Annotated in this window: 24 protein-coding genes; 11 read left to right on the forward strand and 13 right to left on the reverse strand. The window is 64.2% G+C overall.

Annotation, left to right across the window (positions count from 1 at the left end; translation table 11 throughout):
* Positions 1 to 53 precede the first annotated feature (53 nt).
* Positions 54 to 803: a hypothetical protein gene (locus WFP36_RS16330; RefSeq protein ID WP_336982079.1), complete on the forward strand. Its 750-nt coding sequence runs from the start codon at positions 54 to 56 to the stop codon at positions 801 to 803.
* Here the strand turns inward: WFP36_RS16330 and WFP36_RS16335 are convergent.
* The 7 genes from WFP36_RS16335 to WFP36_RS16365 all read right to left on the reverse strand — a co-directional run bounded on the left by WFP36_RS16335 (position 795) and on the right by WFP36_RS16365 (position 8,206).
* Complete coding sequence (locus WFP36_RS16335) at positions 795 to 1,175, reverse strand: hypothetical protein (RefSeq protein ID WP_336982081.1); 381 nt, start codon at positions 1,173 to 1,175, stop codon at positions 795 to 797. The two genes, WFP36_RS16330 and WFP36_RS16335, sit on opposite strands and share 9 nt — an antisense overlap.
* Positions 1,176 to 1,792: 617 nt before the next feature.
* Positions 1,793 to 4,132: a heavy metal translocating P-type ATPase gene (locus WFP36_RS16340; protein ID WP_336982083.1), complete on the reverse strand. Its 2,340-nt coding sequence runs from the start codon at positions 4,130 to 4,132 to the stop codon at positions 1,793 to 1,795.
* A 118-nt stretch (positions 4,133 to 4,250) separates the two neighbouring features.
* Complete coding sequence (locus WFP36_RS16345; protein WP_336982085.1) at positions 4,251 to 5,204, reverse strand: copper resistance protein B; 954 nt, start codon at positions 5,202 to 5,204, stop codon at positions 4,251 to 4,253.
* Complete coding sequence (locus WFP36_RS16350) at positions 5,201 to 6,883, reverse strand: copper resistance system multicopper oxidase (protein ID WP_336982087.1); 1,683 nt, start codon at positions 6,881 to 6,883, stop codon at positions 5,201 to 5,203. The genes WFP36_RS16345 and WFP36_RS16350 overlap by 4 nt, the downstream gene beginning before the upstream one ends.
* A 50-nt stretch (positions 6,884 to 6,933) precedes the next feature.
* On the reverse strand, positions 6,934 to 7,494 hold the full coding sequence (locus tag WFP36_RS16355) for an RNA polymerase sigma factor (protein ID WP_336982088.1): 561 nt from the start codon (positions 7,492 to 7,494) through the stop codon (positions 6,934 to 6,936).
* On the reverse strand, positions 7,494 to 7,937 hold the full coding sequence (locus WFP36_RS16360; protein WP_336982090.1) for a periplasmic heavy metal sensor: 444 nt from the start codon (positions 7,935 to 7,937) through the stop codon (positions 7,494 to 7,496). Before WFP36_RS16360 ends, WFP36_RS16355 begins: the two co-directional genes overlap by 1 nt.
* Entirely contained in the window at positions 7,934 to 8,206 is a 273-nt protein-coding gene (locus WFP36_RS16365) for a hypothetical protein (protein WP_336982092.1), read from the reverse strand. Before WFP36_RS16365 ends, WFP36_RS16360 begins: the two co-directional genes overlap by 4 nt.
* A gap of 173 nt (positions 8,207 to 8,379) precedes the next feature.
* Between WFP36_RS16365 and copC the strand changes: the two genes are divergently transcribed.
* The 7 genes from copC (at position 8,380) to WFP36_RS16400 (ending at position 13,848) form a co-directional block, all read left to right on the forward strand.
* Positions 8,380 to 8,766 carry a copper homeostasis periplasmic binding protein CopC gene (gene copC / locus WFP36_RS16370; protein ID WP_336982093.1) on the forward strand — a complete coding sequence of 129 codons (387 nt, stop codon included), beginning with the start codon at positions 8,380 to 8,382 and terminating at the stop codon, positions 8,764 to 8,766.
* Positions 8,766 to 9,647 carry a copper homeostasis membrane protein CopD gene (gene copD / locus WFP36_RS16375; RefSeq protein WP_336982095.1) on the forward strand — a complete coding sequence of 294 codons (882 nt, stop codon included), beginning with the start codon at positions 8,766 to 8,768 and terminating at the stop codon, positions 9,645 to 9,647. The genes copC and copD overlap by 1 nt, the downstream gene beginning before the upstream one ends.
* 257 nt (positions 9,648 to 9,904) lie before the next feature.
* Positions 9,905 to 11,203 carry an acetamidase/formamidase family protein gene (locus WFP36_RS16380; RefSeq protein ID WP_336982097.1) on the forward strand — a complete coding sequence of 433 codons (1,299 nt, stop codon included), beginning with the start codon at positions 9,905 to 9,907 and terminating at the stop codon, positions 11,201 to 11,203.
* A gap of 200 nt (positions 11,204 to 11,403) precedes the next feature.
* Positions 11,404 to 12,624 (forward strand): aromatic ring-hydroxylating oxygenase subunit alpha, encoded by a 1,221-nt coding sequence (locus WFP36_RS16385; RefSeq protein WP_336982099.1) that lies wholly within the window; start codon positions 11,404 to 11,406, stop codon positions 12,622 to 12,624.
* A gap of 22 nt (positions 12,625 to 12,646) precedes the next feature.
* Positions 12,647 to 13,021: a hypothetical protein gene (locus WFP36_RS16390; RefSeq protein ID WP_336982100.1), complete on the forward strand. Its 375-nt coding sequence runs from the start codon at positions 12,647 to 12,649 to the stop codon at positions 13,019 to 13,021.
* Positions 13,022 to 13,023: 2 nt separating this feature from the next.
* Positions 13,024 to 13,536: a nuclear transport factor 2 family protein gene (locus tag WFP36_RS16395; RefSeq protein WP_336982101.1), complete on the forward strand. Its 513-nt coding sequence runs from the start codon at positions 13,024 to 13,026 to the stop codon at positions 13,534 to 13,536.
* Between the two features lie 9 nt (positions 13,537 to 13,545).
* Positions 13,546 to 13,848, forward strand: coding sequence for a non-heme iron oxygenase ferredoxin subunit (locus tag WFP36_RS16400; protein ID WP_336982102.1), 303 nt, complete (start codon positions 13,546 to 13,548; stop codon positions 13,846 to 13,848).
* A gap of 133 nt (positions 13,849 to 13,981) precedes the next feature.
* Here WFP36_RS16400 and WFP36_RS16405 read toward each other — a convergent pair whose 3' ends face one another.
* On the reverse strand, positions 13,982 to 15,454 hold the full coding sequence (locus tag WFP36_RS16405) for a flavin-containing monooxygenase (protein WP_336982103.1): 1,473 nt from the start codon (positions 15,452 to 15,454) through the stop codon (positions 13,982 to 13,984).
* Positions 15,455 to 15,728: 274 nt separating this feature from the next.
* Here WFP36_RS16405 and WFP36_RS16410 point away from each other — a divergent pair, with 274 nt between their 5' ends.
* The 3 genes from WFP36_RS16410 to WFP36_RS16420 all read left to right on the forward strand — a co-directional run bounded on the left by WFP36_RS16410 (position 15,729) and on the right by WFP36_RS16420 (position 20,100).
* A complete protein-coding gene (locus tag WFP36_RS16410; protein ID WP_336982105.1) occupies positions 15,729 to 18,143 on the forward strand; it encodes a TonB-dependent receptor in 2,415 nt (804 codons plus the stop codon).
* A gap of 3 nt (positions 18,144 to 18,146) precedes the next feature.
* Entirely contained in the window at positions 18,147 to 18,944 is a 798-nt protein-coding gene (locus tag WFP36_RS16415) for an SDR family oxidoreductase (protein ID WP_336982107.1), read from the forward strand.
* Between the two features lie 130 nt (positions 18,945 to 19,074).
* Positions 19,075 to 20,100: an AraC family transcriptional regulator gene (locus WFP36_RS16420; RefSeq protein ID WP_336982109.1), complete on the forward strand. Its 1,026-nt coding sequence runs from the start codon at positions 19,075 to 19,077 to the stop codon at positions 20,098 to 20,100.
* On the opposite strand, the gene pcaD is transcribed toward WFP36_RS16420, so the two are convergent.
* Genes pcaD through WFP36_RS16445 form a run of 5 tightly spaced genes read right to left on the reverse strand, consistent with a single transcriptional unit; the run spans position 20,093 to position 24,348 of the window.
* Positions 20,093 to 20,878 (reverse strand): 3-oxoadipate enol-lactonase, encoded by a 786-nt coding sequence (pcaD, locus tag WFP36_RS16425; RefSeq protein ID WP_336982111.1) that lies wholly within the window; start codon positions 20,876 to 20,878, stop codon positions 20,093 to 20,095. The two genes, WFP36_RS16420 and pcaD, sit on opposite strands and share 8 nt — an antisense overlap.
* On the reverse strand, positions 20,875 to 22,071 hold the full coding sequence (pcaF, locus tag WFP36_RS16430; RefSeq protein WP_336982113.1) for a 3-oxoadipyl-CoA thiolase: 1,197 nt from the start codon (positions 22,069 to 22,071) through the stop codon (positions 20,875 to 20,877). Before pcaF ends, pcaD begins: the two co-directional genes overlap by 4 nt.
* Positions 22,068 to 22,736, reverse strand: a complete 669-nt coding sequence (locus tag WFP36_RS16435; RefSeq protein WP_336982114.1) for a 3-oxoacid CoA-transferase subunit B — start codon at positions 22,734 to 22,736, stop codon at positions 22,068 to 22,070. The genes pcaF and WFP36_RS16435 overlap by 4 nt, the downstream gene beginning before the upstream one ends.
* Positions 22,736 to 23,443 (reverse strand): CoA transferase subunit A, encoded by a 708-nt coding sequence (locus WFP36_RS16440; RefSeq protein ID WP_336982116.1) that lies wholly within the window; start codon positions 23,441 to 23,443, stop codon positions 22,736 to 22,738. Before WFP36_RS16440 ends, WFP36_RS16435 begins: the two co-directional genes overlap by 1 nt.
* Positions 23,440 to 24,348, reverse strand: coding sequence for a dioxygenase family protein (locus WFP36_RS16445; protein ID WP_336982118.1), 909 nt, complete (start codon positions 24,346 to 24,348; stop codon positions 23,440 to 23,442). The genes WFP36_RS16440 and WFP36_RS16445 overlap by 4 nt, the downstream gene beginning before the upstream one ends.
* Positions 24,349 to 24,352 lie beyond the last annotated feature (4 nt).

Genomic DNA, 24,352 nt, shown 5'->3' on the forward strand with positions numbered 1-24,352 from the left:
GTTGCGATAGGGAAAACTTGTAGCCTAGAAGCAGGGGCGCGCAAGCGCCGGACGTGCAGGGGGAAATCATGGGCGGGGCAAAGGAAGACACTGCCGGTGCAGTCGAAGGGAAGACCGAACCCAGGCGCCGGTTCGCGTGGGTGACGCTGTCCCTCTCGGCCTTCATCATGTCGCTCACCGCCACGCTGATCAATGTCTTCTACGCGGTTCAGGGCTCCGAAATCACCATCCAGCCCCCGCGCCAGATACTTCTGTATCGCGACGGGGAAGGGGAGAATTCCGTCCTCAGCGCCGCGATCCGGCTGGAATTGATCAACACCGCCAAGGATTACGGCGATGTCCTGCTGGGTGCGCGGCTGGCCCCTTCGCCGGAGGGCCCCGAATTCCTGCAGGAAGGGCTCGCCCAACCGGCCTTCACGGCCAAGGCCGAGGAAGAGGCGGCGAATTGCGAGCTTGGCGCCAGCTGCACCGGGTTGAACGGCCTGGTGGTCATCCAGCGCAGCGACATCATCATGGACATGCCCGCCGGTTCCGCGCGGGCGCTCACGCCCTATTTCTGGCTCGTGCAGCACAGTTGTGAAGGGGCGGCGCAGAAATGCCGGGCATTCTCGGATTTCGACCGCGCCGTGGCCGAACTGGCGCGCAAGCCGCTGGACATCCGGCTGCGCGTCAAATTCCAGAATGACGGAGAGCGTGAGATCACCTGCAGGGGCGCGAAGATCGACGCAGAATATCTGCGGGAAATCGGCTGGACGCAGGTGGCCTGTACCGAAGCGAAAGTGACTGGCGACAGCCTATTTTGAACCCTTGCGGGGGCAGCGCGGGTCGCCGGGGCAATTGGGAATGCCCGCGCCGCGCGTGCCGCTGCGCGACCTTTGGTTGGCGGTGGCTGCTTCCTGGCTGCAGCCGCTCAGAGGCTTGAGCTCGCTGCACTGCAGCCACACCTGACTGGTGCCATCGGGACTTATCCGGACCTTGCCGGCCTTCACTTCGAACACCTGCCCCTGAGTGCCAAGGTAATCGAGCAGGAAGGGCTGGCCAGCCCGGAACATCGGCAAACCGTCACCATCGAAGGCGGTCGCATCCTCGCCCGACAGAGTGAAGGTCTCGCCATCGCCGGCAGCCGCAACGCTGCTGGCGGCGGTCAGAAGCAAGAGCGCCAATAGCGACTTCATTCAGGAGCCTCCACGCTGTCCGGTGATTGTATCCCGGTCGTCCGTTTCGCAGGATAATGGCTAATCGCGCATCGAGGCAACCGGCAAGCTCAGATGCCCAGCCGGGGATATTCCTTTCGACCTGCTCCGTTGGCAGACAGCGGAGAGTGCGATGCCACTGTCGACCGGACGAAAGAAGAAGTTGCGCGCGGGCTAGAAAGCTTTGATCGCGTAATCTCAACCTTTGAAGTAGAAATTAATCGTCCGAATGGAGGAGCGCCTGTGCTCCTGCGCCGGGCCGCGGCTTTTGATGGATACAGCTTGCTCCGCGTCACCAACGGCTAAAGCGCACGAAACCCACGCGTCCACGCAGGCTTCGTGTCTTCGCAAGGAGAATACGAATGACCGGGAATAGCCGGCCCTCGCGGCCCTACCCACCGACACCTTCCAGAATTCCGGCCACGCCGCACCCTTCCTGGCGTCATCGCGATGCTGCTACGGCGGCACGGGCGCGAGCGCTTACCCCGGCAGAGTTCTGGGAATCGCTCGGCCTCTGAAATCGGCAATCGGGAATGATGGCGGGCAGCCCGCTTCAGCACTTGTCCGGGCATCCGCTGGATCAACGTAAGATCAGGCTGTTACAATGTCTGGCGATTTAGCCGGAGCGCATTGGTCACGACGCTGACCGATGACAAGGCCATCGCGGCTGCGGCGATCATCGGCGAGAGCAATATGCCGAACAGGGGATAGAGCAGGCCGGCGGCCACTGGCACGCCGGCCGCGTTGTAGATGAAGGCGAACACCAGGTTCTGGCGGATATTGGACATGGTCGCCTGGCTGAGGCGGCGGGCACGGACGATACCGGTAAGATCGCCCTTGAGCAGCGTCACGCCTGCGCTTTCGATCGCAACATCCGTGCCTGTCCCCATGGCGATGCCGACGTCGGCGGCGGCGAGGGCCGGTGCATCGTTGACCCCGTCGCCAGCCATCGCCACCACCCGGCCTTCGCGCTTCAGGCGCGCGACGACGGCGCCTTTCTGGTCGGGCAGGACATCGGCCTCCACTTCGTCGATCCCCAGCCTGCGGGCGACGGCTTCGGCGGTGGTGAGATTGTCGCCCGTCAGCATGACGACGCGGATGCCCTCGCGGCGCAGGGCTTCGAGCGCTTCCGGCGTGCTCGGTTTCACCGGATCGGCGATGGCGATGGTTCCGCCCGTTTGTCCGTCCACGCCGACGAAAATGGCGGTGGCACCGTCGCGACGGAGGCTGTCTGCGGCTGCGGCAAGGGGAGCGGTGTCGATTGCATGTTCGCCAAGGAAACGCGCATTGCCGAGCACGATGCGCATGCCTTCGACCGTGCCGAGCGCACCGCGCCCGGTCGGGGAATCGAACCCTTCGACCTGCGGCAGCATCAATCCTCGCGCCTTGGCTGCCTCGACGATGGCGAGTGCGAGCGGATGTTCGGAAGCCTGCTCGACGGCGGCTGCCAGGCGCAATATCTCGTCTTCCGAGCGGTGCGACGCAGGGACGATGGCGGTGACTGCCGGACGCCCCTCGGTCAGTGTCCCGGTCTTGTCGACCACAAGCGTGTCGACCTTCTCCATGTGCTCTAGCGCTTCGGCATTCTTGATCAGGACGCCAAGCCCGGCTCCCCGGCCGACCCCGACCATGATCGACATGGGCGTGGCCAGGCCAAGTGCGCAAGGGCAGGCGATGATCAGCACGGCGACAGCCGAGACGAGCCCGTAGGCAAAACGCGGTTCCGGGCCCCAGATGCTCCAACCCGCGAAGGCCAGAAGGGCGACGGCGATTACCGCGGGGACGAACCAGCCAGAGACCTGATCGGCCATGCGCTGGATCGGCGCACGCGACCGCTGGGCTTCGGCCACCATCTGGACGATCCGGGCCAGCACGGTGTCCCGCCCGACCTTCGTGGCAGTGATTATCAGCGCGCCGGTCTGGTTGAGCGTGCCGCCTATGACAGTGTCGCCCCTGGCCTTGGTGACAGGCATGGATTCGCCGGTGACCATCGATTCATCGAGCGAGGACCGCCCGTCTTCGACTGTGCCGTCGACGGGGACTTTCTCCCCTGGCCGAACGCGCACCCGGTCTCCCACGCCAATGCTTTCAAGGCTCACTTCCTCATCGCTGCCATCGGCAAGCAGGCGCCTTGCCGTCCTGGGCGTGAGGCCGAGCAGGGCCTTGATCGCCCCGGAGGTCCGTTCGCGCGCCCTGAGTTCGAGCACCTGGCCAAGCAGTACCAGCACGGTGATTACAGCGGCCGCCTCGAAATAGACCGCCACGTTCCCGTCAGCATTGCGGAAGGCAGGCGGGAACAGCCCGGGCGCAAGTGCCGCAACCATGCTGTAGGTCCACGCGACGCCGGTGCCCATGGCGATCAGAGTGAACATGTTGAGGTTGCGGGTTCTGAGCGAAGCCCAGCCGCGCACGAAAAACGGCCATCCCGCCCACAGCACAACCGGCGTTGCCAGCACCAGTTGCAGCCAGATCGACAGCCGCATCGGCACCAGATGATGGAGCGCCGGGAATATATGCGAGCCCATTTCCAGGATCAGCACTGGCAGCGCCAGCACGAATCCGAAGCGGAACCGGCGCGTCATGTCGAGCAGTTCCGGGCTTGGGCCGCTCTCCAGCCCGGCAGTTTCCGGTTCGAGCGCCATGCCGCAGATCGGGCAGGCGCCGGGGTGATCCTGTCGCACTTCGGGGTGCATCGGACAGGTCCAGATCGTTCCTTCCGGTGCCTGTTCCGGCTCTGGAGGGCTCAGATAGCGGGCCGGGTTGGCCACGAAGCTGGCGCGGCATCTGGCGCTGCAGAAATGATAGTGCTGCCCTGCATGGTCGGCGTGGTGCGGCGTCTTTTCAGGATCGACCTTCATGCCGCAAACCGGGTCAGTGACCATGTTCGACTGGCTGTGGCCGGTGTGATCGTGGTGGGCGTGCCCATTCGTATCACTCATGGACGGCTCCTGAGGTCGGCGCGCAGCAGCGGAGGCCGGATTGGCGATAGTTTGCCCGAGCGTGCAGGAAATACAATGATGCCTGCGCGATCCGAAGGGGCTGGCTGGGTTCGGACCATCAGAACCAGAAGCGAATGCCCGCAACGAAGCTGCGTTCCGTCACATCCTTGCCATCGAGGCGCGCGTAATCCGCGGTCCTGCCTGCGGCCCATGTCCAGTTGACGCCCACATAGGGTGCGAATTCCCGCCGGATTTCGTACCGCAGGCGCAGGCCGAGTTCGGCGCTGGAAAGCCCGGCGCCGATCCGCTGGTCGGGCATGTCCTGCGCGGAAAAGTCGAGTTCGGCGCGCGGTTGAAGGATCAGCTGCTGAGTGAGCCGCTGGTCATAAGCGCCCTCGATCCGGGCGGCCAGTTGGCCTTTGTCGGAGAGGAAAGCGGCCGCCTGCACTTCGAACTGATAGGGTGCGCGGCCCTCTATGCCCAGCGTCGCCCAGGTGCGCTCCGGCTGTGGCCGGATGTCCTGCCGCACGCCGAATTGCAGGTTCCACCAGGGATCGAGAGCCTTGGCATAGAGCGCCTGAATTTCCGCATGGTCGATGCCTTCGCCGAAGGTGCCTTCGCCCTTGCTCTTGAGGACGAGCCGATCGAGATCGCCGAACCAGGCTTCCCCTTCCCAGCGATAGCCATCCTTGCCGTCACGGACCTGATATTCCGCAAGATCGACAAGCAGCTTGGCATAGGTCGCGGACGGCGCGTGCATCGCCTCTTCTTCGGCGGCGGCCATCTCGGCCGGGTTCCAGTAGCGGTCGGCGGCCCGGTCGTGAACGACTGGCGGCGCTTCGGCGCTTCCGGGGGGCTGGTCGGTGCCGGTGGGCTGCTGGTCCGCCGGCTCGTCGGCGGATGCGTTGTGCGCATGGCCATCGGTCTCCACCGTTGGCGCAGGCTGCACGGCGGGGGTGTGTGCCCCGTGATGCATCGAATGATCCATGGGGTGATCCGCCGAGTGATCCATCGACTGGGCGAAGGCGGGCGTCGCACTCATCGCGAGCGCAAGGAGGGGCAGGGCCTTCATGCTGCGCTCCCCTCGACCGGGCGGACCTGAACCACACGCATCATCCCCATCGCCATGTGGAGGAACAGATGGCAGTGGAATGCCCAGTCGCCCGGCAGTGCAGTCACATCCCAACTGACCTTGCCGCCGGGAAGGACGTTCACCGTGTGCTTGCGCGGGCTGTGGTCGCCATGGCCAGTGACCAGTTCGAAGAAATGGCCGTGCAGGTGGATGGGGTGGGCCATCATCGTATCGTTGACCAGTGTCACCCGGACCCGCTCCCCGGTGCGCATCGGCAAGGGTTCATGTGCTTCGGACATGGTCTTGCCATCCATCGACCACATGTAGCGATCCATCGTGCCGGTCAGATGCACTTCGATCTCGCGCTCGGCGGCGCGGGGGTCGGGATTGGGGTGCAGCGCGACCAGGTCCTTGTAGACCAGAACCTTGTGGCCGGCATTGTCGAGGCCAATTCCGGGTTCCCCGGTGCGATCCATCGGCATGGGATTGATCATCTCGACACCGGGGCCAAGCTTGACCTGCGGCGCGTGCGAGCCGTCGCGCATGGACATGCCCTTCATGTCCATGCCTTCCATTTCCATCCCCATATCCTTCATCGTAAGAAGCGGGCGTGGCCTGAGCGGCGGCACTTCGGCGCGCATGCCGGGGCGGGGGGCGAGCGTTGCGAGTGCCATGCCCGAACGATCCACGCTCTCGCCCACGATAGTGAAGGCCCTGTCCTCGCTCGGCATGACGATCACGTCATAGGTCTCGCCCGGCGAGAACTGGAACTCGTCGACCTCGACAGGGCGAACGTCCTGCCCATCGGCGCTGACGACCTGCATCGAGAGGCCGGGAATGCGGATGTTGAACACCGTCATCGCCGCCGCATTGATGAAGCGCAGCCGCACTCGCTCGCCCGGTTCGAACAGGGCCGTCCAGTTTGTCTCGGGCCCGTGGCCGTTTATCAGATAGGACAGCACCTTGCCGGTCACATCCGAAATATCGGTCGGGTCCATGCGCATCTTGCCCCATTCGAGGCGTTCGGACAGCTTCTGGTCCTTGCCTGCCAGCAATCCGCCGAGCGTCTGGCGTTGATAATTGTAATAGCCGGGCTCGACCTTGAGATTGCGCAGTATCGTGGCGGGATGGACAAAGCTGTGGTCCGACAGAAGCACGACATGATCGCGGTCATAGGGTGCAGGCTCCGCCCCGGCCGGATCGATCACGATCGGGCCGTACATACCCATCATTTCCTGCAGGCCCGAATGGCTGTGATACCAATAGGTGCCGGACTGCTCGAGTTCGAACTCATAAGTGAAGCTCGCACCCGGCCTGATCCCGGGGAACGAGACACCGGGAACACCGTCCATCTGGAAGGGGACCAGCAGCCCGTGCCAGTGGATCGAGCTGTCTTCGTCCAGCGTGTTCTCGACCGTCAGGCGGACCTTCTGCCCCTGCTTCAGGCGAAGCAGGGGTGCCGGCACCGTGCCGTTGATGCTGACCGCGCGCGCGGCCTTGCCATCGATGTCGAAAGTGTCGCGACCGACGCGCAGCCGGATGTCGTTGCCGGACAAGGTCGGCAAGCCTGCCGAGACCGGCTGTGCCCAGGCCGGCAGCCACGGCTGGAGCATGAGCGCCCCGCTGCCGAGGGCCGCGCCCCTGAGCAGGGTGCGCCGATCGAAATCCGGAATCTGCATATGAACGATGCCCTTTAGTCAGGTTCATCATCGGATACGTGGGTGGGGGATCAATCCCTCAAAATTTCCGACAGTTTTGCCCGGGAACGATAGAGACGGGTTTCGACTGCCTTTTCGCTAACCCCAAGGACCTGCGCCGTTTCGGCCTGGCTCAGCCCTTCGATCGTGCGCAGCACCAGCACTTCCTTGAGCCGGGCGGGGAGCTTGGCAATGGCGGCCATCGTCCGTTCCAGTTCCTCGCGATCCGCGGCCTGGCGCTCGGCATCGGGGGTTGTCCCGGCCACTGCATGGGCTTGGTCGAGCGGCACGGCGAAAGTGAAGAACCGGCGGACCCTGCGCCACCGCGCCCAGTCATGGGCCTTGTTGATGACGATGCGTGCAAGCCAATGCGCGAAGGGCCGCGCGGGATCGTAGCGCTCCAGCGCGGCGAAGGCAGCGATGAAGCTCTGCTGGGTCACGTCGAGCGCGGCATCGTCATCGCCGCAATGATGGCGGGCAAGGCGGAAGGCGGCGGCGCGGTGCCGGTCCATCAGCACGCGATAGGCCGCCTGCCTGCCGCCAAGGGCAAGCGTGGCGAGTTCGCCGTCCGTGCAGGCGGCGAGATCGGGCATCAATGCGGCTTTTCGGTCAGGGCCTTGACGACGGCGGCGTCGAACCGCGCCGCCTGTTCGGGGCGCAGTACCCCGCGCATGGCGAAGATGTGCTCCAGCGTGACTTTCTGCAACTCGCCCATGGTCCTGTGCGAGGCATCGACTGCCGCGGCTACCTGCGGCCCGTATCCGTGCTCGGCTTCGATCGCATCGGCGAGCTTGGCATTGTCCAGGCGCAGTTCGAGTTCGAGCGCCTTGCGGCGGCTGGCATAGTGATGCTCGAACTGCTCGATCTTCTTCTCCTGCTCGGCATCGAGCTTGAGATCCTTGTGCAGGACATCGTGAAGTTCGGACTCCACCGGTTCGGGTGGAGCGATCCATGTGCGACCGATGAGGACCCCGCCGATCGCGGCCGCAAAGGCGAGGATCACCATCAGGGCGAAACGCAGTCGCTGCCCCTTCATTCGTGGCCGCCCAGAAGCGTCGAGGGCGCAAGCATGGCAGGCGCGCCGAGCGGATAGGCCGAATGGGTGTGTGCCGGTTTCGCCGGACCGAATGACCCGGCAAGGCCGATGCCGAGCGACGAGACGGCGACCAGCGCCATGGCCGCAGTCGAGACATGCGAGTGCTTGCGGCGGGCAATGCCGTCGAGCACGGCATCGTCGATCGCGTTCAGCCGCGGGTCGAGCGGCAGGTCCCGCATCCGGCCAAGTTGGGTGTCGATGTCGTCCATGGCACTTGTGGTCCTTGTGAGGTTCCAATGGCGATACGCGCCTGTTCGCCCGATCCCTCGAAATCTGTCGCCTGAATTTCGAGGGCCGGGAATTTCGAGGGCCGGGAATTTCGAGGGGCAGGCGCTTCCCCCGCGTATGGAGCTTAACCTGTCCCTTCCTCAAGGAGTAGATCATGCAGATTCATCGTGCCCTCGGCCTCGTTGCCGCCACCGCCGGGCTTGCGCTTGCCGCGCCTGCCTTCGCGCATACCCATGTGGTGGCATCGAGCCCTGCCGCTTCGGCGACCGTGTCGAACGTGCGAAACGTCACACTCACCTTCAACGAGGCGGTCATGCCTGCGCTTTCGGGCTTCGAACTGGTCATGACGGCAATGCCCGGCATGGCAGACCACCCGGCCATGAAGATTTCCGGCGTGAAGGTAACGGCCAGTGCCGACCACAAGTCTCTTGTGGCGACATTGTCGCGGCCGCTTGCCGCCGGCACCTATGACGTCAACTGGCATGCTGTGGGGGACGATACTCACCGCATGACCGGCAAGGTGAGCTTCACGGTCCGCTGATGACAGTGCTCGAGCCGGTCCGCTTCGCGCTTTATGCCAGCCTCGGTCTGGCGTTCGGCGTACCGGCTGCAGCTGTTCTGACGCGGGCACAGGCAGGCCTTGGCCGGCTGCGCCCCTTGCTGGCCGGAACAGTGCTGGCCGCCTTGCCCTTGTCGCTGATCGGCTATCTGCTGGCAGTCGCCGAAATGGCGGGCAGCAGCCTGCGGGATCTCGACTGGCAGCTGGTGTTCGCGCTTGCGACCGGTTCAGCTTTCGGGTGGGCATTCCTCGCGCGGGTGGCGGCGCTTGGCCTCGCTGCCATTCTCTGCATCGCAATGCCGCGCCGCCTGGTCTGGCTGGCGGTTCCTGCCGCGATTGCGCTCGCCACGCTTGCCTGGGCTGGCCATGCCGGCGTGGGCGAGGGAGCGCAGGGGCTGCTGCGGCTTGCCGGAGACATCGTGCATCTTCTCGCCGCGTCGATCTGGCTCGGCGCCTTGGCCCTGTTCGTGGCCCTGCTATGGCGTCCCGATAGTGGGCCGGGCGCAGTGGCCGATGCGCTGGCCCGATTTGCCGGGGTCGGCAGCGTCGTGGTCGTGACGCTCGGCGTGACCGGGCTTGCCAATATCTGGTTCCTGGCCGGGCCCGGTTCCTGGCTCGGACTTGTCACGAGCGATTACGGCCTCCTCCTGGCAGGCAAGCTCGCGCTGTTCGGCTCTATGCTGGCTCTCGCCGCGCTTAATCGTTTCGTGCTGGTGCCGCGGCTGCTTGCGTCGGCCACGCATCGCGACGAGGCACAGGCGCTTGCCCGGCTGAAGCTCAGCATCGGGGCCGAACTGGGCGCGGCCTGTGCGGTTCTGCTGGTGGTGGCCCGCCTCGGCATGATCGATCCGGGCACGATGTGACTGCGGCCGGTCCGGTCGCACCAATTCCCGCCGATTGAAATGCGGGAACGTAACACCCCTTATCCGTCCCTCCCGCCAGCTTCGCTGCACTTCGTGGCTATTCCCTGCAGTTCCGGCCTTTCGGCCCTTTCGGCCGCTCTCCTACCTTTGCCTCGGACGAGTTGAACGCTCACTGATACGGCTCCGGCCGGATTGGCCTTTCGAAGGCCCGCCCGGCGGGTCGGTGCCGTGTTCAGCGCAGCAAGAAAGGACGGGTCATGGCCGAAGCACGGGATGAAGTTGGCGTATACGAATATAGCGGCGGGATCGTCGGCCCCGGGGTCGAACCTGCCGCCACGGTGAAGGATGGCGGCACCATCCGCACCGGCACGCCTCCGGGCTGCTGGGGGCCGATGATCACTCCGAAGTTCCAGGGCGGGCACGAGGTTACGCGGCCGGTTCTGGTTGAAGGGGCCGAGATCGGCGATGCCATCGCCATTCGCCTGAAGAAGGTCCGCGTGACCTCGCTGGCGACCTCTTCGGGCGTGATGGAATTCGTCGACGGCCGCTATCTGGGCGATCCCTTCGTGGCCAAGCTGTGCCCCGAATGCGGCACGACCAGCCCGTCGAGCCATATCGAAGGCGTTGGCGACGATGCCGTGCATTGCGACGTCTGCGGCGCGGAAGTGAACGCCTTCCGCTTCAGCAATGGCTATGTGATCGTGCTCGATCGCGAAAACCAGGTGTCGCTGACCGTGGCCAAGGACGTGGCCGAGCAGCTCGCGCAGGATGCCAAGGTGAATTCGGCCCTGCCGGCGCATTCGGGCCAGCATTCGATCCTCTCGCTCGCTCGCGCCGATATTTCCGGCCTTGCCGCGCGCATGCGTCCCTTCCTCGGCAATATCGGCACGGTTCCCTCGCGCGATCTGCCCGATTCCCACAATGCGGGCGATTTCGGCACTTTCCTGCTCAATGCGCCGCATGGCTACAGCTTCACGCAGGAAGAACTCGACCTGCACAAGACCGACGGCCACATGGACACCAATTCGGTGCGGGAAGGGGCGATCCTGATCTGTCCGGTGAAGGTTCCGGGCGGCGGCATCTACATGGGCGACATGCATGCCCAGCAGGGCAATGGCGAGATTGCCGGCCACGCCACCGATGTTTCCGGCGAAGTCGAACTGCAGGTCGAAGTCATCAAGGGCCTGGAACTGGACGGCCCGATGCTGCTGCAGACGGCGGACGATCTGCCGTTCCTGGCCCGCCCGATGAGCGATACGGAAATGCGCGCGGTAAAGGCGCTGGGCGAGAAATACGGCCAGAGCTTTGTCGAGGATAACGCGCCGGTCACTTTCATCGGTTCGGGCGCCACGCTCAACGATGCGACCAAGAACGGGCTGGACCGCGCCGCGCGCGTCACCGGCCTGCCTTATGACGAGATCCTCAACCGTGCGACCATTGCCGGTTCGATCGAGATCAGCCGCCTGCCGGGCGTGGTGCGCGTCACTTTCCAGTGCCCCAAGGACATCCTCAAGCGGATGGGCATCCTGCATCTGGTGGAAGAACAATATGCCTGAGGGGCAGGGCTATCCCGGCCCGGTGCGCGCAAGAATGCGGCACGCGGACAGGCGGTGCACTGCCGGGATAGCCCGCCCCAGCCGGGCCGATTACCCAAACGGACATAAGCTGACCATGCGTTCGAAGCCGACAGCAGGTGCATGGATCGAGAGGGTTCCGGCCTTGGCCTGGCCCCGGAGTTGAAGACAGGAGGACGGTAATGGCAACGCAGACAGTTCCGGCAGACAAGGCGCCCGGCCGCTGGGCCCGCAAGTACCCCGAACTGGGGCAGGAGCCGCTTCCGATCGCGCCCTATATCGACCGCGATTATTACGAGCTGGAAAAGGCCAAGATCTTCAAGAAGCAGTGGCTTTATGTCGGCCTTGAGCGCGAAGTGCCCACGCCCGGTTCCTACAAGGTCCGCCGCCTCGATTGCGCCGATACGTCGGTGATCATCTTCCGCGGCAAGGACAACAAGATCCGGGCGTTCCACAATATCTGCTCGCATCGCGGCAATACGGTGGTCACCGAAGTGGGTCAGGAAACCTACGGCAAGAACCGCGCCGGCGTGGTCACCTGCCGTTTCCACGGCTGGGTCTACAATGCCGAGGGCGAGCTGGTGAACGTCCCGCAGGAAGATCGCTTCTACAGCTGCTTCGACAAGGCGGAGAACGGCCTTACCGGCGTGCATTGCGAAGTGTGGGCGGGCTTCATCTTCGTGAATGTCGATCCGGGTCCGGTTCAGCCGCTGGAAGAGTTCCTGGGCGGCTATGCCACGCATTTCGGCGGGTTCGACTTTGCCGCCTGCGATTACGGTTTCACCTATTACACCACGCTCAATTGCAACTGGAAGGTTGCGTCCGACGCATTCGCCGAAGCCTATCACGTCGACACGATCCACGCCGGTTCCTTCCCCAACGTGTTCGAAGGGCCGATCGAGGACGTCCAGTTCTTCGGCCCGCATCGCACCTGCTCGGTCCGCCTGCAGGTGGAGAACCTCCCCCGCACCCCGATCGGCGATCTGGCGAACCAGCGTTCACGCGGTTCGCTGGCGTCGGTCGGCGGTGCCACCAGCCTTCCGCCCACGCTCAATCCCAACCGCGAGGGGGATTGGGGCTTCGAACTGAGCGTGCTGTTCCCCAGCGTGCTGCTGCATGTCTCGGAAGGCATCTGGTTCACGCATCAGTTCTGGCCGATCGCGCACGACAAGACGCTGTGGGAAGGCAAATATTACCTCAAGAAGCCGCGCACCTATAGCGAGCTGTGGGGTTTCGAGCGCTCGATGGTGCTGCAGCGCAATGCCTGGCTCGAAGACACGGCGACGATGGAGGACACTTATCGCGCCATGCTCTCGGGCGCGAAGACCGTCCAGCATCTGCAGGACGAGGAAATCCTCATCCGCCACAATTGCAAGGTGGTGGACGATTACGTCCATTCCTGAGCGCACGAAGGAGAACCATTCCATGGTACAGGACATGACCGTGCCGCCCGGCTTCGAGGGACTGGCGAAATTCGCCAAGTGGGACCTGCCGACAGCCGATGAACGTTACCGGACCCGCCGGGAAGCGACCGGGCAGGAACTCAAGGAATTCTACGACGGCGTGCTGCCGCATCTCGAGGCGATCCTCGATGAATGCGACAAGTTCCCGCTGGGCGAACTGCCCGAGAGCCATCAGGGCATTTTCAATGTCGCGCTCTCCATGGCGGAGATCGCGCCGCATATCGAATTCTATCGCGGGCAGCCGGGCGTCCCCTATGCTTTCGAGGAAAGCCGCTTCGTCGCCGTCCACGGCAGGGACGAGACCTGGAAGGCCCTTCCACCCAACGGCCCGCGCTGACAGTGACGGAGGAGTTCGATCTGCGGCTGAGGCGCGTCGAGGCTTGCGAGGCCATTCGTAAGCTCATCGCGACTTACGCGATCGGCGCCGACCGCAAGAACGACCCCGCCATTCTCGGCCCCCTGTTCGCCCCCGAGGGCGTGTGGGAGGCTGAGGGCGTCGCCCGGCTGGCCGGCCGCGACGAGGTCGCGCGCGGCCTGTCGGGGCTAGCGCGGGAATTCGTTACCTGGTCCATCCACTACATGATCTCCCCCCTGATCGAGTTGAGCGAGGATGCGCGCAGCGCGACCTGCCGCTGGTATCTGTGGGAACTGTGCACGATGAACCAGGGCGGGCAGGGCGCGGCGGATACGTGGTACGGCGGCTGGTATGACAGCCGGCTCAGCCTGCATGACGGCGTCTGGCTGTTCGACCGGGTCCGGCTGGACCCGCGCATCGCCAGCGCGAACGAAACACCCTGGAGCGGCAAGTGCATGGACGAACCCGGCCTGCCGCCGCCGCTTTCCACCGATTGAGGACTATCTGTGCAGACCCTTTGCAAGGCCGAAGACGTAACCGAAGACGAACCGCTCCGCGTGGTGCTGGAGGATGGACATGCCGTGGCGGTCTATCAGTGGGAAGGCGCCTATTATTGCACGGACGATCTGTGTTCCCACGGCGAGGCTTCGCTGGCCGAAGGCTATATCGAAGCCGGCGAGATTCTGTGCCCGTTCCACATGGGCTCCTTCTGCATCAAGACCGGCGAGGCCCGCCAGGCGCCCTGCCATGAGGCGATCCGCGCCTATTCGGTGACTGAGCAGGACGGCATGCTTCTGATCGACCGCTGAGCGGCAAGGTTAGGCGGGACCCTCCCCCGCGCAACGGACCATATGCTCACCCTGTGTATGGCGACTGGTCCGGCGGTGAATAACCGCCGGACCTTTTTTCGTGTGGGAATTGAGGGTTGCTCGGCCGGGTACGTCAGCCACGCATGCGGCGCATGAAGCGTTCGCCCACCGAGGCGAAATCCGATGCCCGGACCGTGCGCAGCCACTGCGTCAGGCGCGTGCTGCGGGGAAGTTCGAGATCGAGGTCGCGCAGCAATTCGTCGATATGGTGGATCGAGAAGGGGACGATATTGGTGCCCTTGCAGTGCTTGCCGCCGGTACGTTCGTTCATCCATGCCAGCCGTGCGTCGATCTCCGCGCTCATCCTGCTCTCTGTGGGCAGGGTGAGCCTGTCTTCCATCAGAGCGGCGATCCAGATCGCGCCCATTTCCGCATTGAGCTGGCAGAAGAAGGACGAATTGTAACCGTTGAACAGCAGGCGAGGGACGCCCAGCGGGACCATCGAGCGGTAGAGGCGGAAATTCCCCATGGCGTCGGTTACCTTGCCGCGCACCTCCTCGGGCAGGAAGTCGACCCGCTGGTCCCAGCCGGTGCCGCAGATCACGATATCGGCCGGCAGGACCTTGCCGTTGGACAGGCGCGCCTTGCCCGGTTCCAACTCGGTGATCTCGGTACCCTGCTCGAACCCCAGCGTGCCGTTCGCGACCTTGTCGAAGAAGCCGTCGCTGACGAGGCTCACTGTGCTGCGGGCAATGGTTTCCAGCGGCGTGCCGGGATGCAGGCCCACGTCCTTGAGGTGCAGCTGGCGTGCGATGATCCCCTGGACCGAGGCGAGCATTCCGTTGCGGATGAAGCTGCCGGGGCCGTGGAGGAAGGCTTCGAACCCCTTCAGTTCCATCCACGGAAACAGGCCTTCGCCCATGCGGTTGAGGAACAGGTGCTTGAAGTTCAGCACATTGCCGATGCGCTTGGGGATCTTCCAGATCAGGTGCCGTACCACCATGGTGGTACTCGCACTGATGGGCGCGATGGCATTGGCGACATCGCAGGACGATTTGCCATAGCCGACCACCAGCACATGCTTGCCTGTGGCATCGGAAGGCCGGGTGAACTGGCTGGTGTGCAGGACATGGCCGCCCGCCGCCCTGAAACTGTCCGTGCCCCGGAAGGCCGGGACCGACGGGATGGAGAAGATGCCGTTGCAGGCGATCAGCCAGTCATAGCGGTACGTCTGCGGCCCCTCGGGCGTCGCAATTTCCAGTTCCCAGCCAATGCCGCCGGAAAGGGGCACGGCGCGCGTGACGGGGCAGGCGAACCGGATACGGGGCGTGACCTCGAAATGGTCGGCATAGCTCTGCAGATAGGCCTGCATTTGCGCGCCGGTGGGCCATTCGGGATAATCCGCCGGCATGGGCCAGTCCGAGAAGCAGTATGTCTCGCGCGGGTTCTGGGTCGTGAGGCCCGGATATCGCCGGGACGAGGCCCAGACCCCGCCCAGATCGCTTTCCTTCTCGAAAAGCTCCACCTCATAGCCAAGCGCGAGCAAGGTCTTGGCAGTGCACAGGCCTGCAATCCCGGCGCCGATAATCGCAATCTTCTGGACCAAGCTGACCGTCCCCCAGTTGAAGGGCCCCTGTTTGAAGGGTGAAGCATCGGCCAAGCCCAGCCGGGTGCCTATTCAGCCAGTGCGGCCTTTGTCCGGTCACAGCAGATATGCGCGAACCGTTCGTGAGGCCCGGAAACACTGGGCTCAGAATGGTGCAGTCGCCGCATAGGCTCCGCGCTCGCTGCATAGGCGCGCAATCCGATCCGTGACGTGATGCACGCAATACCGCGCAAAGAATGCGGATTGAATCTCGGCCCAATCAGGGGGGTTACCTATGAATCACTTGAATATGCGCACCAAGGCTTACGCGCTGGCTACCATGTTGTTCTGCTCCGTTGCGCTGCCCGCGACCGTGCAAGCGCAGGATGCCCAATCCGGCGATGCGGAAGACAGCGCATCCTCCGGCGGCACCAGCGCGTTGACGGAAGCCATCGTCGTAACGGCGCGCAAGCGCGAGGAATCCGTGCAGTCGGTGCCACTGGCGATCTCGGCCTTTTCCGGGGAATCGCTGGAAGCACGCGGCGTCGCCAAGATCGACGGGCTGGCGAGTTTCACGCCCAACCTCACTTTCCAGAACAACCCCAGCTTCGGCGGGGCGGGCAGTTCGGCGGCGATCTTCATCCGCGGTATCGGCCAGAAGGAATTTCTCCCCACCACCGAGCCGGGCGTCGGCGTCTATGTCGACGGCGTCTATGTCGCGCGTTCGGTGGGCGCACTGCTCGATCTCGTGGATGTGGAGCGTGTCGAAGTTCTGCGCGGCCCCCAGGGCACGCTGTTCGGGCGCAACACGATCGGCGGGGCGCTCAGCCTCACCACCAAGGCGCCTGATGCCGATCCTTCGGGCAAGCTGGAGCTGACGACCGGCAGCTTCAACCGGATCGACGGCAAGCTGGTGGCCAACGTGCCGCTTTCCGACACGCTGTTCTCCAAGATCTCGCTCGCCTCGTTCAACCGTGACGGATATGTCGAACATCTCGTTGACGGGCGCATGCTCGGCAATGTCGATACGCTGACCGGGCGGCTGGATTTGCGCTGGGAAGCGACGCCCGATCTGAAGATCAGCCTTGCGCTGGAGGGAACGCGCGACCGTTCGAACGGGCCGGCCTTCGTGCTGGCAGACGTCACTTACGCTTCCGCTTTGTTCAACCCGGACAATTTACCGATGCTGCCGCCCGGCAGCAGCCCGGCCGCCGGCCATTACGTCATCAATCCGCCCTTTGACGCGCCGACGGACAATTTCACCCTGCTGCACAATTATTTCGCGACCCTGATGGGCGGCGCGAACTGCTTCGGCTTCGATCCTTACAGCCCACAGGGGGCAGGCGATGCCTGCTTCAGCGACCGCTTCATTGTCGGCAACCAGGCCGATGCGGGAACCGGGCCGCAATATTCCAAGAACGACCTATGGGGCGCCCATGCGATCGTCGACTGGGATCTCGGCCCGGTGCAGCTCAAGTCCATCACTGCCTATCGCGAAGTGCATGGCGACTATGCCCGCGATGGCGATCATTCGCCCTTCACGATCCTGCATCTGGGCGACCTGCTCACCCAGAGCCAGTTCAGCCAGGAATTGCAGGTGCTGGGGGCAACCGACAATGAGCGGCTGAAATATGTGCTGGGGCTCTATTACTTCAAGGAATCCGGCAACAACATCAACAATCTGGACTTCACGCCGGTCACTTTCCGCTCCGGCGGCAAGTTCGGCACCGACAGCTATGCCGCATTCGGCCAGGCAACCTGGACGCCGGTGGATGCGATCGATCTGACCGTGGGCCTGCGCTACACGAAGGATGACAAGTCCTTCCTGCCGGATCAGGTCATTCTGGTGGACAAGACCGGCGGTGCCTTGCTGGCGGCCAGCCCCAACACGCCGCCCGAACGCGTGCTGCCTTATGAGGAGGTCAATCTCAGCGAGGATTCCTTCACGCCCAGCTTCAACCTTGCCTGGCATGCGGCGGACGATGTGCTGCTCTATGGCTCCTATTCCAGGGGCTTCAAGACTGGCGGCTTTGTCCAGCGTGTGTTCCCCGCACAGGCGGAAGTCCCTCAGTTTGGCTCGGAAACCGCCGATGCCTTCGAACTGGGCTTCAAGTCGCAATTGTTCGACCGGATGCTGACGCTGAACGGCGCGGCCTTCTACACCAAATACAACGATCTGCAGGTGCAGGTGTTCACAGGCATTGCCCCGGTTACGAAGAACGCCGCATCGGCGGAGATCAAGGGCGTGGAACTGGAGGCCAAGCTGGCGCCGGGCGGTGGCTGGTTCCTTGAGGGCAGCCTAGGCTATCTCGATCCCGAGTTCACGGAAGTCGATCCCGCCGCGAGCGAGATCAGGCTGAATTCGAAGTTCGAGCGCGTATCGGAATGGACGATCAGTTCCTCGCTCAGCAAGGAATTCGACTTTGCCGACGGCTCCAATCTGATGGCGCGGCTCGATTGGTCCTACCGCTCGGGCGCCTATATGGACGCGCTCAATTCGGCCGAGCTCTATCAGCCCGGTTACAGCCTGTTCAACGCCAACCTCGCCTATACTTTCGCGGATGCGGACGTGACGGTCACGGCGGCGGTCTCGAACATCATTGACGAGCACTATCTCCAGACCGGCATCTACGGTTCTTCCTTCGGCCTCTATGAGCACATGTATGCCCGTCCGCGCGAATGGTCGCTGGGCATCAAGTGGGGCTTCTGAGCCATGGCCCGCTATGAAGATCTGCGGGGGCGCACGGCCCTGATCGCCGGCGGTGCCACGCTGATCGGCGCGGAACTGGCCAAGGCCTTCGCGGCGCAGGGCGCGCGCGCGGTGATTGCCGATATCGACGTGGAGGGCGGCAGCGCGGCTGCCGCCGCCTGCGGCGATCTCGGGCTGTTCGTGGAAACCGACGTGACGAGCGATGCGGCCATCGACGCCTGCATCGCCCGGGCGAAAGACGCCTTCGGGACGGTCGATTTCCTGATCAACGTCACCACGTCCTATCTGGACGAGGGGATCGCCACCAGCCGGGAGACCTGGCTCAAGGCGTTCGATATCGGGCTGGTGGGCGGGGCGATGCTGGCGCAGAAGCTGCGCGGGGAACTGGCCGCGAACAAGGGCGCGATCGTCAATTTCTCCAGCATCAGCGCGCACCGCGCTCAGGCGGGGCGGTTCGTTTATCCGGCCATCAAGGCCGCCGTTGCCCAATTGACCCGTAGCCAGGCGCTGGAATTCGCGCCGCTGGGCGTCAGGGTCAATGCCGTGGCCCCCGGCTGGACATGGTCGAACGTGATGAAGGCGATCACCGGGGATGACCGCGCGAAAGTGGACGATCTGGGCGGTGCCTTTCACATGCTGGGGCGGATCGCCGATGCCGACGAGCTGACCGGCGCGGTGCTGTTCCTGTGTTCGGATGCGGCCCGCTTCGTGACCGGTTCGGAAATGGCGGTCGATGGCGGCTATCTCGCCCTGGGCCCGGAACAGGCCGGCAATCCCATCGCGGCGCTTCTGCAGGGCTGACGCCCGCCCGTTTCCGCCGGTCCTGGCCCAAAAATGCAGCCGATTTCCGGGGCTTCCCGGGACGCCTTCCGGCTCGCTTGACTCCCGAAATTTGATGTGGATCAATATACCGATCAGACGGAGACGCGTATTGACCAGCGGTTCCATTGCCATCCCGGTTTTGCAGGCAGGTAGCCAGCCGCCCACTGCGGCCGAATTCCTGTCCGGCTCGATGGCATTCTCGTCCGGCAACCTCTGCGAAGTCCGCGATCACATCGCCAAAACCTATTGTCCGCACGACCTGCAGCTCGCCCGTCGCGGCGAGGAACTCAATGCCTGGCTCAATCACCGGCGGCTGGGCAAGATCGGCATCGGCGTGATGAGCTATGGTGCGAATGTCGAGATCGAGGGGATCGGCGATGAGGATATGCTGCTGCTGATGCAGCCGCTTTCCGGCTCGGCCGAGATCGGTGTTGCCGGCCATGCAGTGGCCAGCGACACGCGGTGCGCTTCAGTGGTCGATACGGGCGAATTGCAGCGCATGAAATGGTCGGCCGATTGCATTCAGCGGGTCGTTCAGATCAGCAATGCGGTGCTTGATCAGCATGCCATGATGCTGATGGGCCGCCCGTTGAGCCAGAAGCTGCGCTTCGCCAAGGACATGCCACTCAGCACCGATGTGGTCAGTTGCTGGCAATATGCATCGCTGCTGGCGATGGAACTGGCCTCGTCCGGCCATGGCGATGACCGCTCCGTGATCGAAAACCTGCAGACGCTGTTCATCCTCAAGCTGCTGGAAAGCCAGCCCAGCAATTATTCCGACCAGTTGAAGCCCCAGCCCTGCAAGATCGCGCCCTATCACGTGCGCCGGGTGGAGCAGTTCATTATCGATCATGCCGACCAGCCGCTGATCCTCGAGCAGCTGGTGGAAGCCAGCGGGGTGAGCGCCCGGACCTTGTTCGACGGGTTCCGCCGCTTTCGCGGCACTTCGCCTATGGCGTTCCTCAAGTCGGTCAGGCTGGAGCGGGCCCGCGAGGAATTGCTGGCCCCGCGGCCGGGCGAAACCGTGACGACGATCGCCTGCCGCTGGGGCTTCTATCAGTTCGGCCGCTTCGCCGCGCAATATAAGGCGATGTATGGCGAACTGCCTTCGGAAACGCTGCGCAAGCTCAACTGAGGAAGGCCAGCACGGCCGAATTGAATTCCTGCGCGCGCTCGATATTGGAAAGATGTGCGGCATCGAGCGGCATCTCTACCGAACCGGCAATCGTGCTGGCGATGAAGGTCCCCTGCTCCGGCGGGGTGGCCGGATCGCGCATCCCGCTGATGACCAGGGTCGGGCGGGAAATCAGCCCGATCACCGGGCGCAGATCCATATCGCGTATGGCGGCGCAGCAGCCTGCATAGCCGGCTGGAGGGCAGTCCAGCAGATCCTGGCGCAGATGGTCGAGCACAATTGAGCCCGCCTCCAGATATTCCGGCGTGAACCAGCGCTCCAGCACGGCCGAGGCAATGGGCGCCATGCCCTGCGACAATACTGTGGAGATGCGGCCCTGCCAGGCGGAGGGCGGGCCCATATAGGCGGCGGTGTTCGCCAGCACGAGCCGGTCGATCCTGTCGGGTGCGTGGACGCCCAGCCATTGCCCGGTCATGCCGCCGAGCGAGACGCCGCAGAAATGCGCGCGTTCGATTTTCAGCGAATCCAGCAATTCGACCGCATCGCGGCCCAGCCGGTCCAGCCCATAGGCGCCGGCAGGCACCTCGGACTTGCCATGGCCGCGCACGTCATAGCGCAACACGCGGTAATGGGCGGAAAAGGGTGCGATCTGTGCCTGCCACATCGCGCGGGTCGTCCCCAGCGAGTTCGACAGCAGCAGCACCGGGGCGTCTTCCGGCCCGCTCATCTGCCAGGCGAGCGAACAGCCGTCGCTCATCAGGGCCCATCCTTGGGTCATGACATCCGCTCCATTGCCAGGGACACGCCCTGTCCGACACCTACGCACATCGTCACCAGCGCCCGCTTGCCCCCCGAGGCTTCCAGCCCCTGCATGGCGGTAAGCACCAGACGCGCGCCCGACATGCCGAGTGGGTGGCCCAGCGCGATCGCGCCGCCATGCGGATTGACGTGGTCGGCATCGTCCGGGAGCCCCAGCCCGCGCAGCACCGCCAGCGCCTGGGCAGCGAAGGCTTCGTTCAGTTCCACCAGATCGACCGAGCCGATGCTCCAGCCCAGCCGGTCGAGCAGCTTTTGCGTGGAAGGGACCGGCCCGATGCCCATGATGCGGGGCGGCACGCCAGCCGAGGCCATGCCGCACAGGCGCATGCGCGGGGTGAGGCCGTACCGGCGCGCGGCCTCACTGCTCGCCAGAACCAGTGCGGCGGCGCCGTCATTCACGCCGGAGGAATTGCCAGCCGTTACGGACCCGTCTGGCCCTGCAATCGGGCGCAATCCGGCGAGCGCTTCCAGCGATGTCTCGCGCGGATGCTCGTCTCTGGCCACGAGCACTTCCTTGCCCGGTCTGCCTGCGCTCACGGGCAGGATTTCCCGCGCCCGGAACTCCTCGGATGCGGCGGCACGTTGCTGGCTGCGCAGGGCGAACAGGTCCTGATCCTCTCGCGAAATGCCGTGTTCGTCGGCCAGGTTCTGCGCGGTTTCAGGCATGGAATCGACCCCATATGCCGCCCGCATCGCCGGATTGACGAAGCGCCAGCCAATGGTGGTGTCCTCCATCTGCTGCGTGCGGCCAAAAGCGGTCGGGCTCTTGCCCAGCACATAGGGGGCGCGGCTCATGCTCTCCACGCCGCCGGCAATCAGCAGGTCCGCCTGACCGGCATTGATCGCCCGTGCGGCAGTGCCCACCGCATCAAGGCCGGAGGCGCAGAGGCGGTTCACTGTCATGCCGCCGACATTGTCGGGCAGGCCCGCCAGCAGCCCGGCCATGCGCGCGACGTTGCGATTGTCCTCGCCCGCCTGATTGGCGCAGCCCAGCACGATATCGTCCACCGCTTCGGGCGGAAGCTGCGGGTTGCGGCGCAGCACTTCGGCAATGGTCAGTGCAGCAAGATCGTCAGGCCGGAAGCCCGAAAGCGCGCCGCCATAGCGGCCGATGGGGGTGCGGATGCCGTCGCACAGATAGGCCTCGATCATGCCGCCAGCCTTTCCGCGACGGCAAAGGGCACGCCCGTCGCCTGCTTCACATCGTCGAGCGTCACGCCGTGGGCCAGTTCCAGCAGGGTCAGCCCGCCATGCTGCTTGTCGCAGGCGAAGACGGCCAGATTGGTGACGATCATGTCCACCACGCCCTTGCCGGTCAGCGGCAAGGTGCATTCCGGCAGGATCTTGGGGCTGCCGTCCTTCGCGCAATGTTCCATGACCACCACGACGCGCTTCACGCCCGCGACAAGGTCCATCGCGCCGCCCATTCCCTTCACCATCTTGCCGGGGATCATCCAGTTGGCGATGTCGCCACGTGCGGAGACTTCCATCGCGCCCAGCACTGTCAGGTCGATATGCCCGCCGCGGATCATCGCGAAACTGTCGGCCGAGGAGAAGAAGCTGGATGTCGGCAATTGGGTGATGGTCTGCTTGCCGGCATTGATCAGGTCGGGATCGACTTCGTCCTCATAGGGGAAGGGGCCCATGCCGAGCATTCCGTTCTCGGACTGCAGCGTCACATGCATCCCTTCCGTAATGTGGTTCGCCACCAGAGTGGGAATGCCTATGCCCAGATTGACGTAATAGCCGTCACGCAGTTCGCGCGCGGCACGCGCCGCCATCTCGTCTCGGGTCCAGCCCTTGTTTTCCTGGGGCATCAGGCCACCTCGCGCGGGCGCGTCGTCATTTTCTCGATCCGCTTTTCGTTGATGGTGGAGAGCACGATGCGGTCCACATAGATGCCGGGCGTATGGACGTGGTCCGGGTCGAAGGTGCCTGCGGGCACGATTTCTTCCACCTCGGCCACGGTCACCTTGCCGGCGGTTGCCATGTTGGGATTGAAGTTGCGGGCAGTTTTACGGAACTGCAGATTGCCTTCCGGATCGGCCCGCCAGGCCTTGACGATGGCAAGGTCGGCCCGCAGCCAAGTCTCGCGTACATAATCGTGCCCGTCGAAGGTTTCGACGGGTTTGCCTTCAGCCACGACAGTGCCCACGCCGGTGCGGGTATAAAAGGCCGGAATGCCTGCTCCGCCCGCCCGGATGCGTTCCGCCAGAGTGCCCTGCGGGGTGAGTTCCAGTTCCAGTTCGCCCGAGAGATATTGCTGCTCGAACAGCTTGTTCTCCCCGACATAGGAGGAGATCATCTTCGCAATCTGGCGGCTTTCCAGCAGCATCCACAGGCCGAACCCGTCGGCTCCCGCATTGTTGGAAATGACGGTCAGATCGCGGACCCCGGCGGCGCGAATTTCGGGGATCAGGCTTTCAGGATTGCCCGAAAGCCCGAACCCGCCGGACATGATGGTCATGCCGTCGAACAGCAGCCCTTCCAGGGCTGCTGTCGGCGAAGGGAAGATCTTGTTCATGCAGCCGCTCGCGGCCTTTCGGAAAGGGCCTCGTCATCGGACGACAGGGCGCGCTGCAGGTGGAAATCGAACGTGATGACCGCCTCGCCTGCGCTGCTGCGATCGGGTACCGGCAGCAGGCCCTCGCGCGTCCCGAAGGCGAAATCGTCTTTCGCATGGGGGTCGTCGCCGAAATTGATCTGCGTGGTCAGCGTGCGATAGCCGGGTGCCTCGATGAAGAAATGCACATGGGCCGGGCGGTCGCCGTGGCGGCCGAGCAATTGCATGAGCTTTTCGGTGGGGCCGCCCGGCGGGCAGGAATAGCCACAGGGCATCTTCGAGGTGAAGGCATAGCGCCCGTCCGGCCCCAGCTTGATCCGCCGCCGATTGTTGAAGGGCGATTGCTCTCCGGTGGGGTCGAAGTGGGAATAGAAACCCTTGGAATTGGCGTGCCACACGTGAAGGGTCACATCTTTCACCGGCTCGCCATCCGGGCCGGTGACTATGCCCGACATGCTCAGCGTGTCCGTGTCGTCCGGATCGGTCGTCAGATGGACAGCGTTGGTGCGGCTCAGGTCGCCGTCAACCACTGGTGCGCCCGCGACATAGAGCGGCCCCTCGATAGTACGGGGCGTTCCGCCGCTGCGGCCCGCTTCCGCGTCCTTGGCGTCCATGTAGAGGTCGAGGAAGTGCTCTAGCCCGACGCCCGGTGCGATCAGGCCGAATTCGTCGGCGCCTTCCTGCAGGAAGCGCGCCGCGATCCAGAACTCGTCTTCGGAAATGTCGTGCTTCTGGATCGTGGCCATCAGCCCTTCCAGTACATCGCGCAGGATGGACTTGAGCCGCGGATTCCCACCGGGTTCGTTCATCCCGCTGGCGCGGTTCAGCAGGTCTTGCACTTCAGGCGAGCCGACAATGTCAGGCATGGCA

Source organism: Fulverythrobacter fulvus (assembly GCF_037154085.1).
Taxonomy (GTDB): Bacteria; Pseudomonadota; Alphaproteobacteria; order Sphingomonadales; family Sphingomonadaceae; genus Andeanibacterium; species Andeanibacterium fulvum.

Bases quoted from the DNA above. Each gene is read 5' to 3' on its own strand.
- WFP36_RS16335 (WP_336982081.1), bottom strand. From the start codon at position 1,175: ATGAAGTCGCTATTGGCGCTCTTGCTTCTGACCGCCGCCAGCAGCGTT.
- WFP36_RS16340 (WP_336982083.1), bottom strand. From the start codon at position 4,132: ATGAGTGATACGAATGGGCACGCCCACCACGATCACACCGGCCACAGC.
- WFP36_RS16345 (WP_336982085.1), bottom strand. From the start codon at position 5,204: ATGAAGGCCCTGCCCCTCCTTGCGCTCGCGATGAGTGCGACGCCCGCC.
- WFP36_RS16350 (WP_336982087.1), bottom strand. From the start codon at position 6,883: ATGCAGATTCCGGATTTCGATCGGCGCACCCTGCTCAGGGGCGCGGCC.
- WFP36_RS16355 (WP_336982088.1), bottom strand. From the start codon at position 7,494: ATGCCCGATCTCGCCGCCTGCACGGACGGCGAACTCGCCACGCTTGCC.
- WFP36_RS16360 (WP_336982090.1), bottom strand. From the start codon at position 7,937: ATGAAGGGGCAGCGACTGCGTTTCGCCCTGATGGTGATCCTCGCCTTT.
- WFP36_RS16365 (WP_336982092.1), bottom strand. From the start codon at position 8,206: ATGGACGACATCGACACCCAACTTGGCCGGATGCGGGACCTGCCGCTC.
- copC (WP_336982093.1), top strand. From the start codon at position 8,380: ATGCAGATTCATCGTGCCCTCGGCCTCGTTGCCGCCACCGCCGGGCTT.
- copD (WP_336982095.1), top strand. From the start codon at position 8,766: ATGACAGTGCTCGAGCCGGTCCGCTTCGCGCTTTATGCCAGCCTCGGT.
- WFP36_RS16380 (WP_336982097.1), top strand. From the start codon at position 9,905: ATGGCCGAAGCACGGGATGAAGTTGGCGTATACGAATATAGCGGCGGG.
- WFP36_RS16385 (WP_336982099.1), top strand. From the start codon at position 11,404: ATGGCAACGCAGACAGTTCCGGCAGACAAGGCGCCCGGCCGCTGGGCC.
- WFP36_RS16390 (WP_336982100.1), top strand. From the start codon at position 12,647: ATGGTACAGGACATGACCGTGCCGCCCGGCTTCGAGGGACTGGCGAAA.
- WFP36_RS16410 (WP_336982105.1), top strand. From the start codon at position 15,729: ATGAATCACTTGAATATGCGCACCAAGGCTTACGCGCTGGCTACCATG.
- WFP36_RS16415 (WP_336982107.1), top strand. From the start codon at position 18,147: ATGGCCCGCTATGAAGATCTGCGGGGGCGCACGGCCCTGATCGCCGGC.
- pcaD (WP_336982111.1), bottom strand. From the start codon at position 20,878: ATGACCCAAGGATGGGCCCTGATGAGCGACGGCTGTTCGCTCGCCTGG.
- pcaF (WP_336982113.1), bottom strand. From the start codon at position 22,071: ATGATCGAGGCCTATCTGTGCGACGGCATCCGCACCCCCATCGGCCGC.
- WFP36_RS16435 (WP_336982114.1), bottom strand. From the start codon at position 22,736: ATGCCCCAGGAAAACAAGGGCTGGACCCGAGACGAGATGGCGGCGCGT.
- WFP36_RS16440 (WP_336982116.1), bottom strand. From the start codon at position 23,443: ATGAACAAGATCTTCCCTTCGCCGACAGCAGCCCTGGAAGGGCTGCTG.
- WFP36_RS16445 (WP_336982118.1), bottom strand. From the start codon at position 24,348: ATGCCTGACATTGTCGGCTCGCCTGAAGTGCAAGACCTGCTGAACCGC.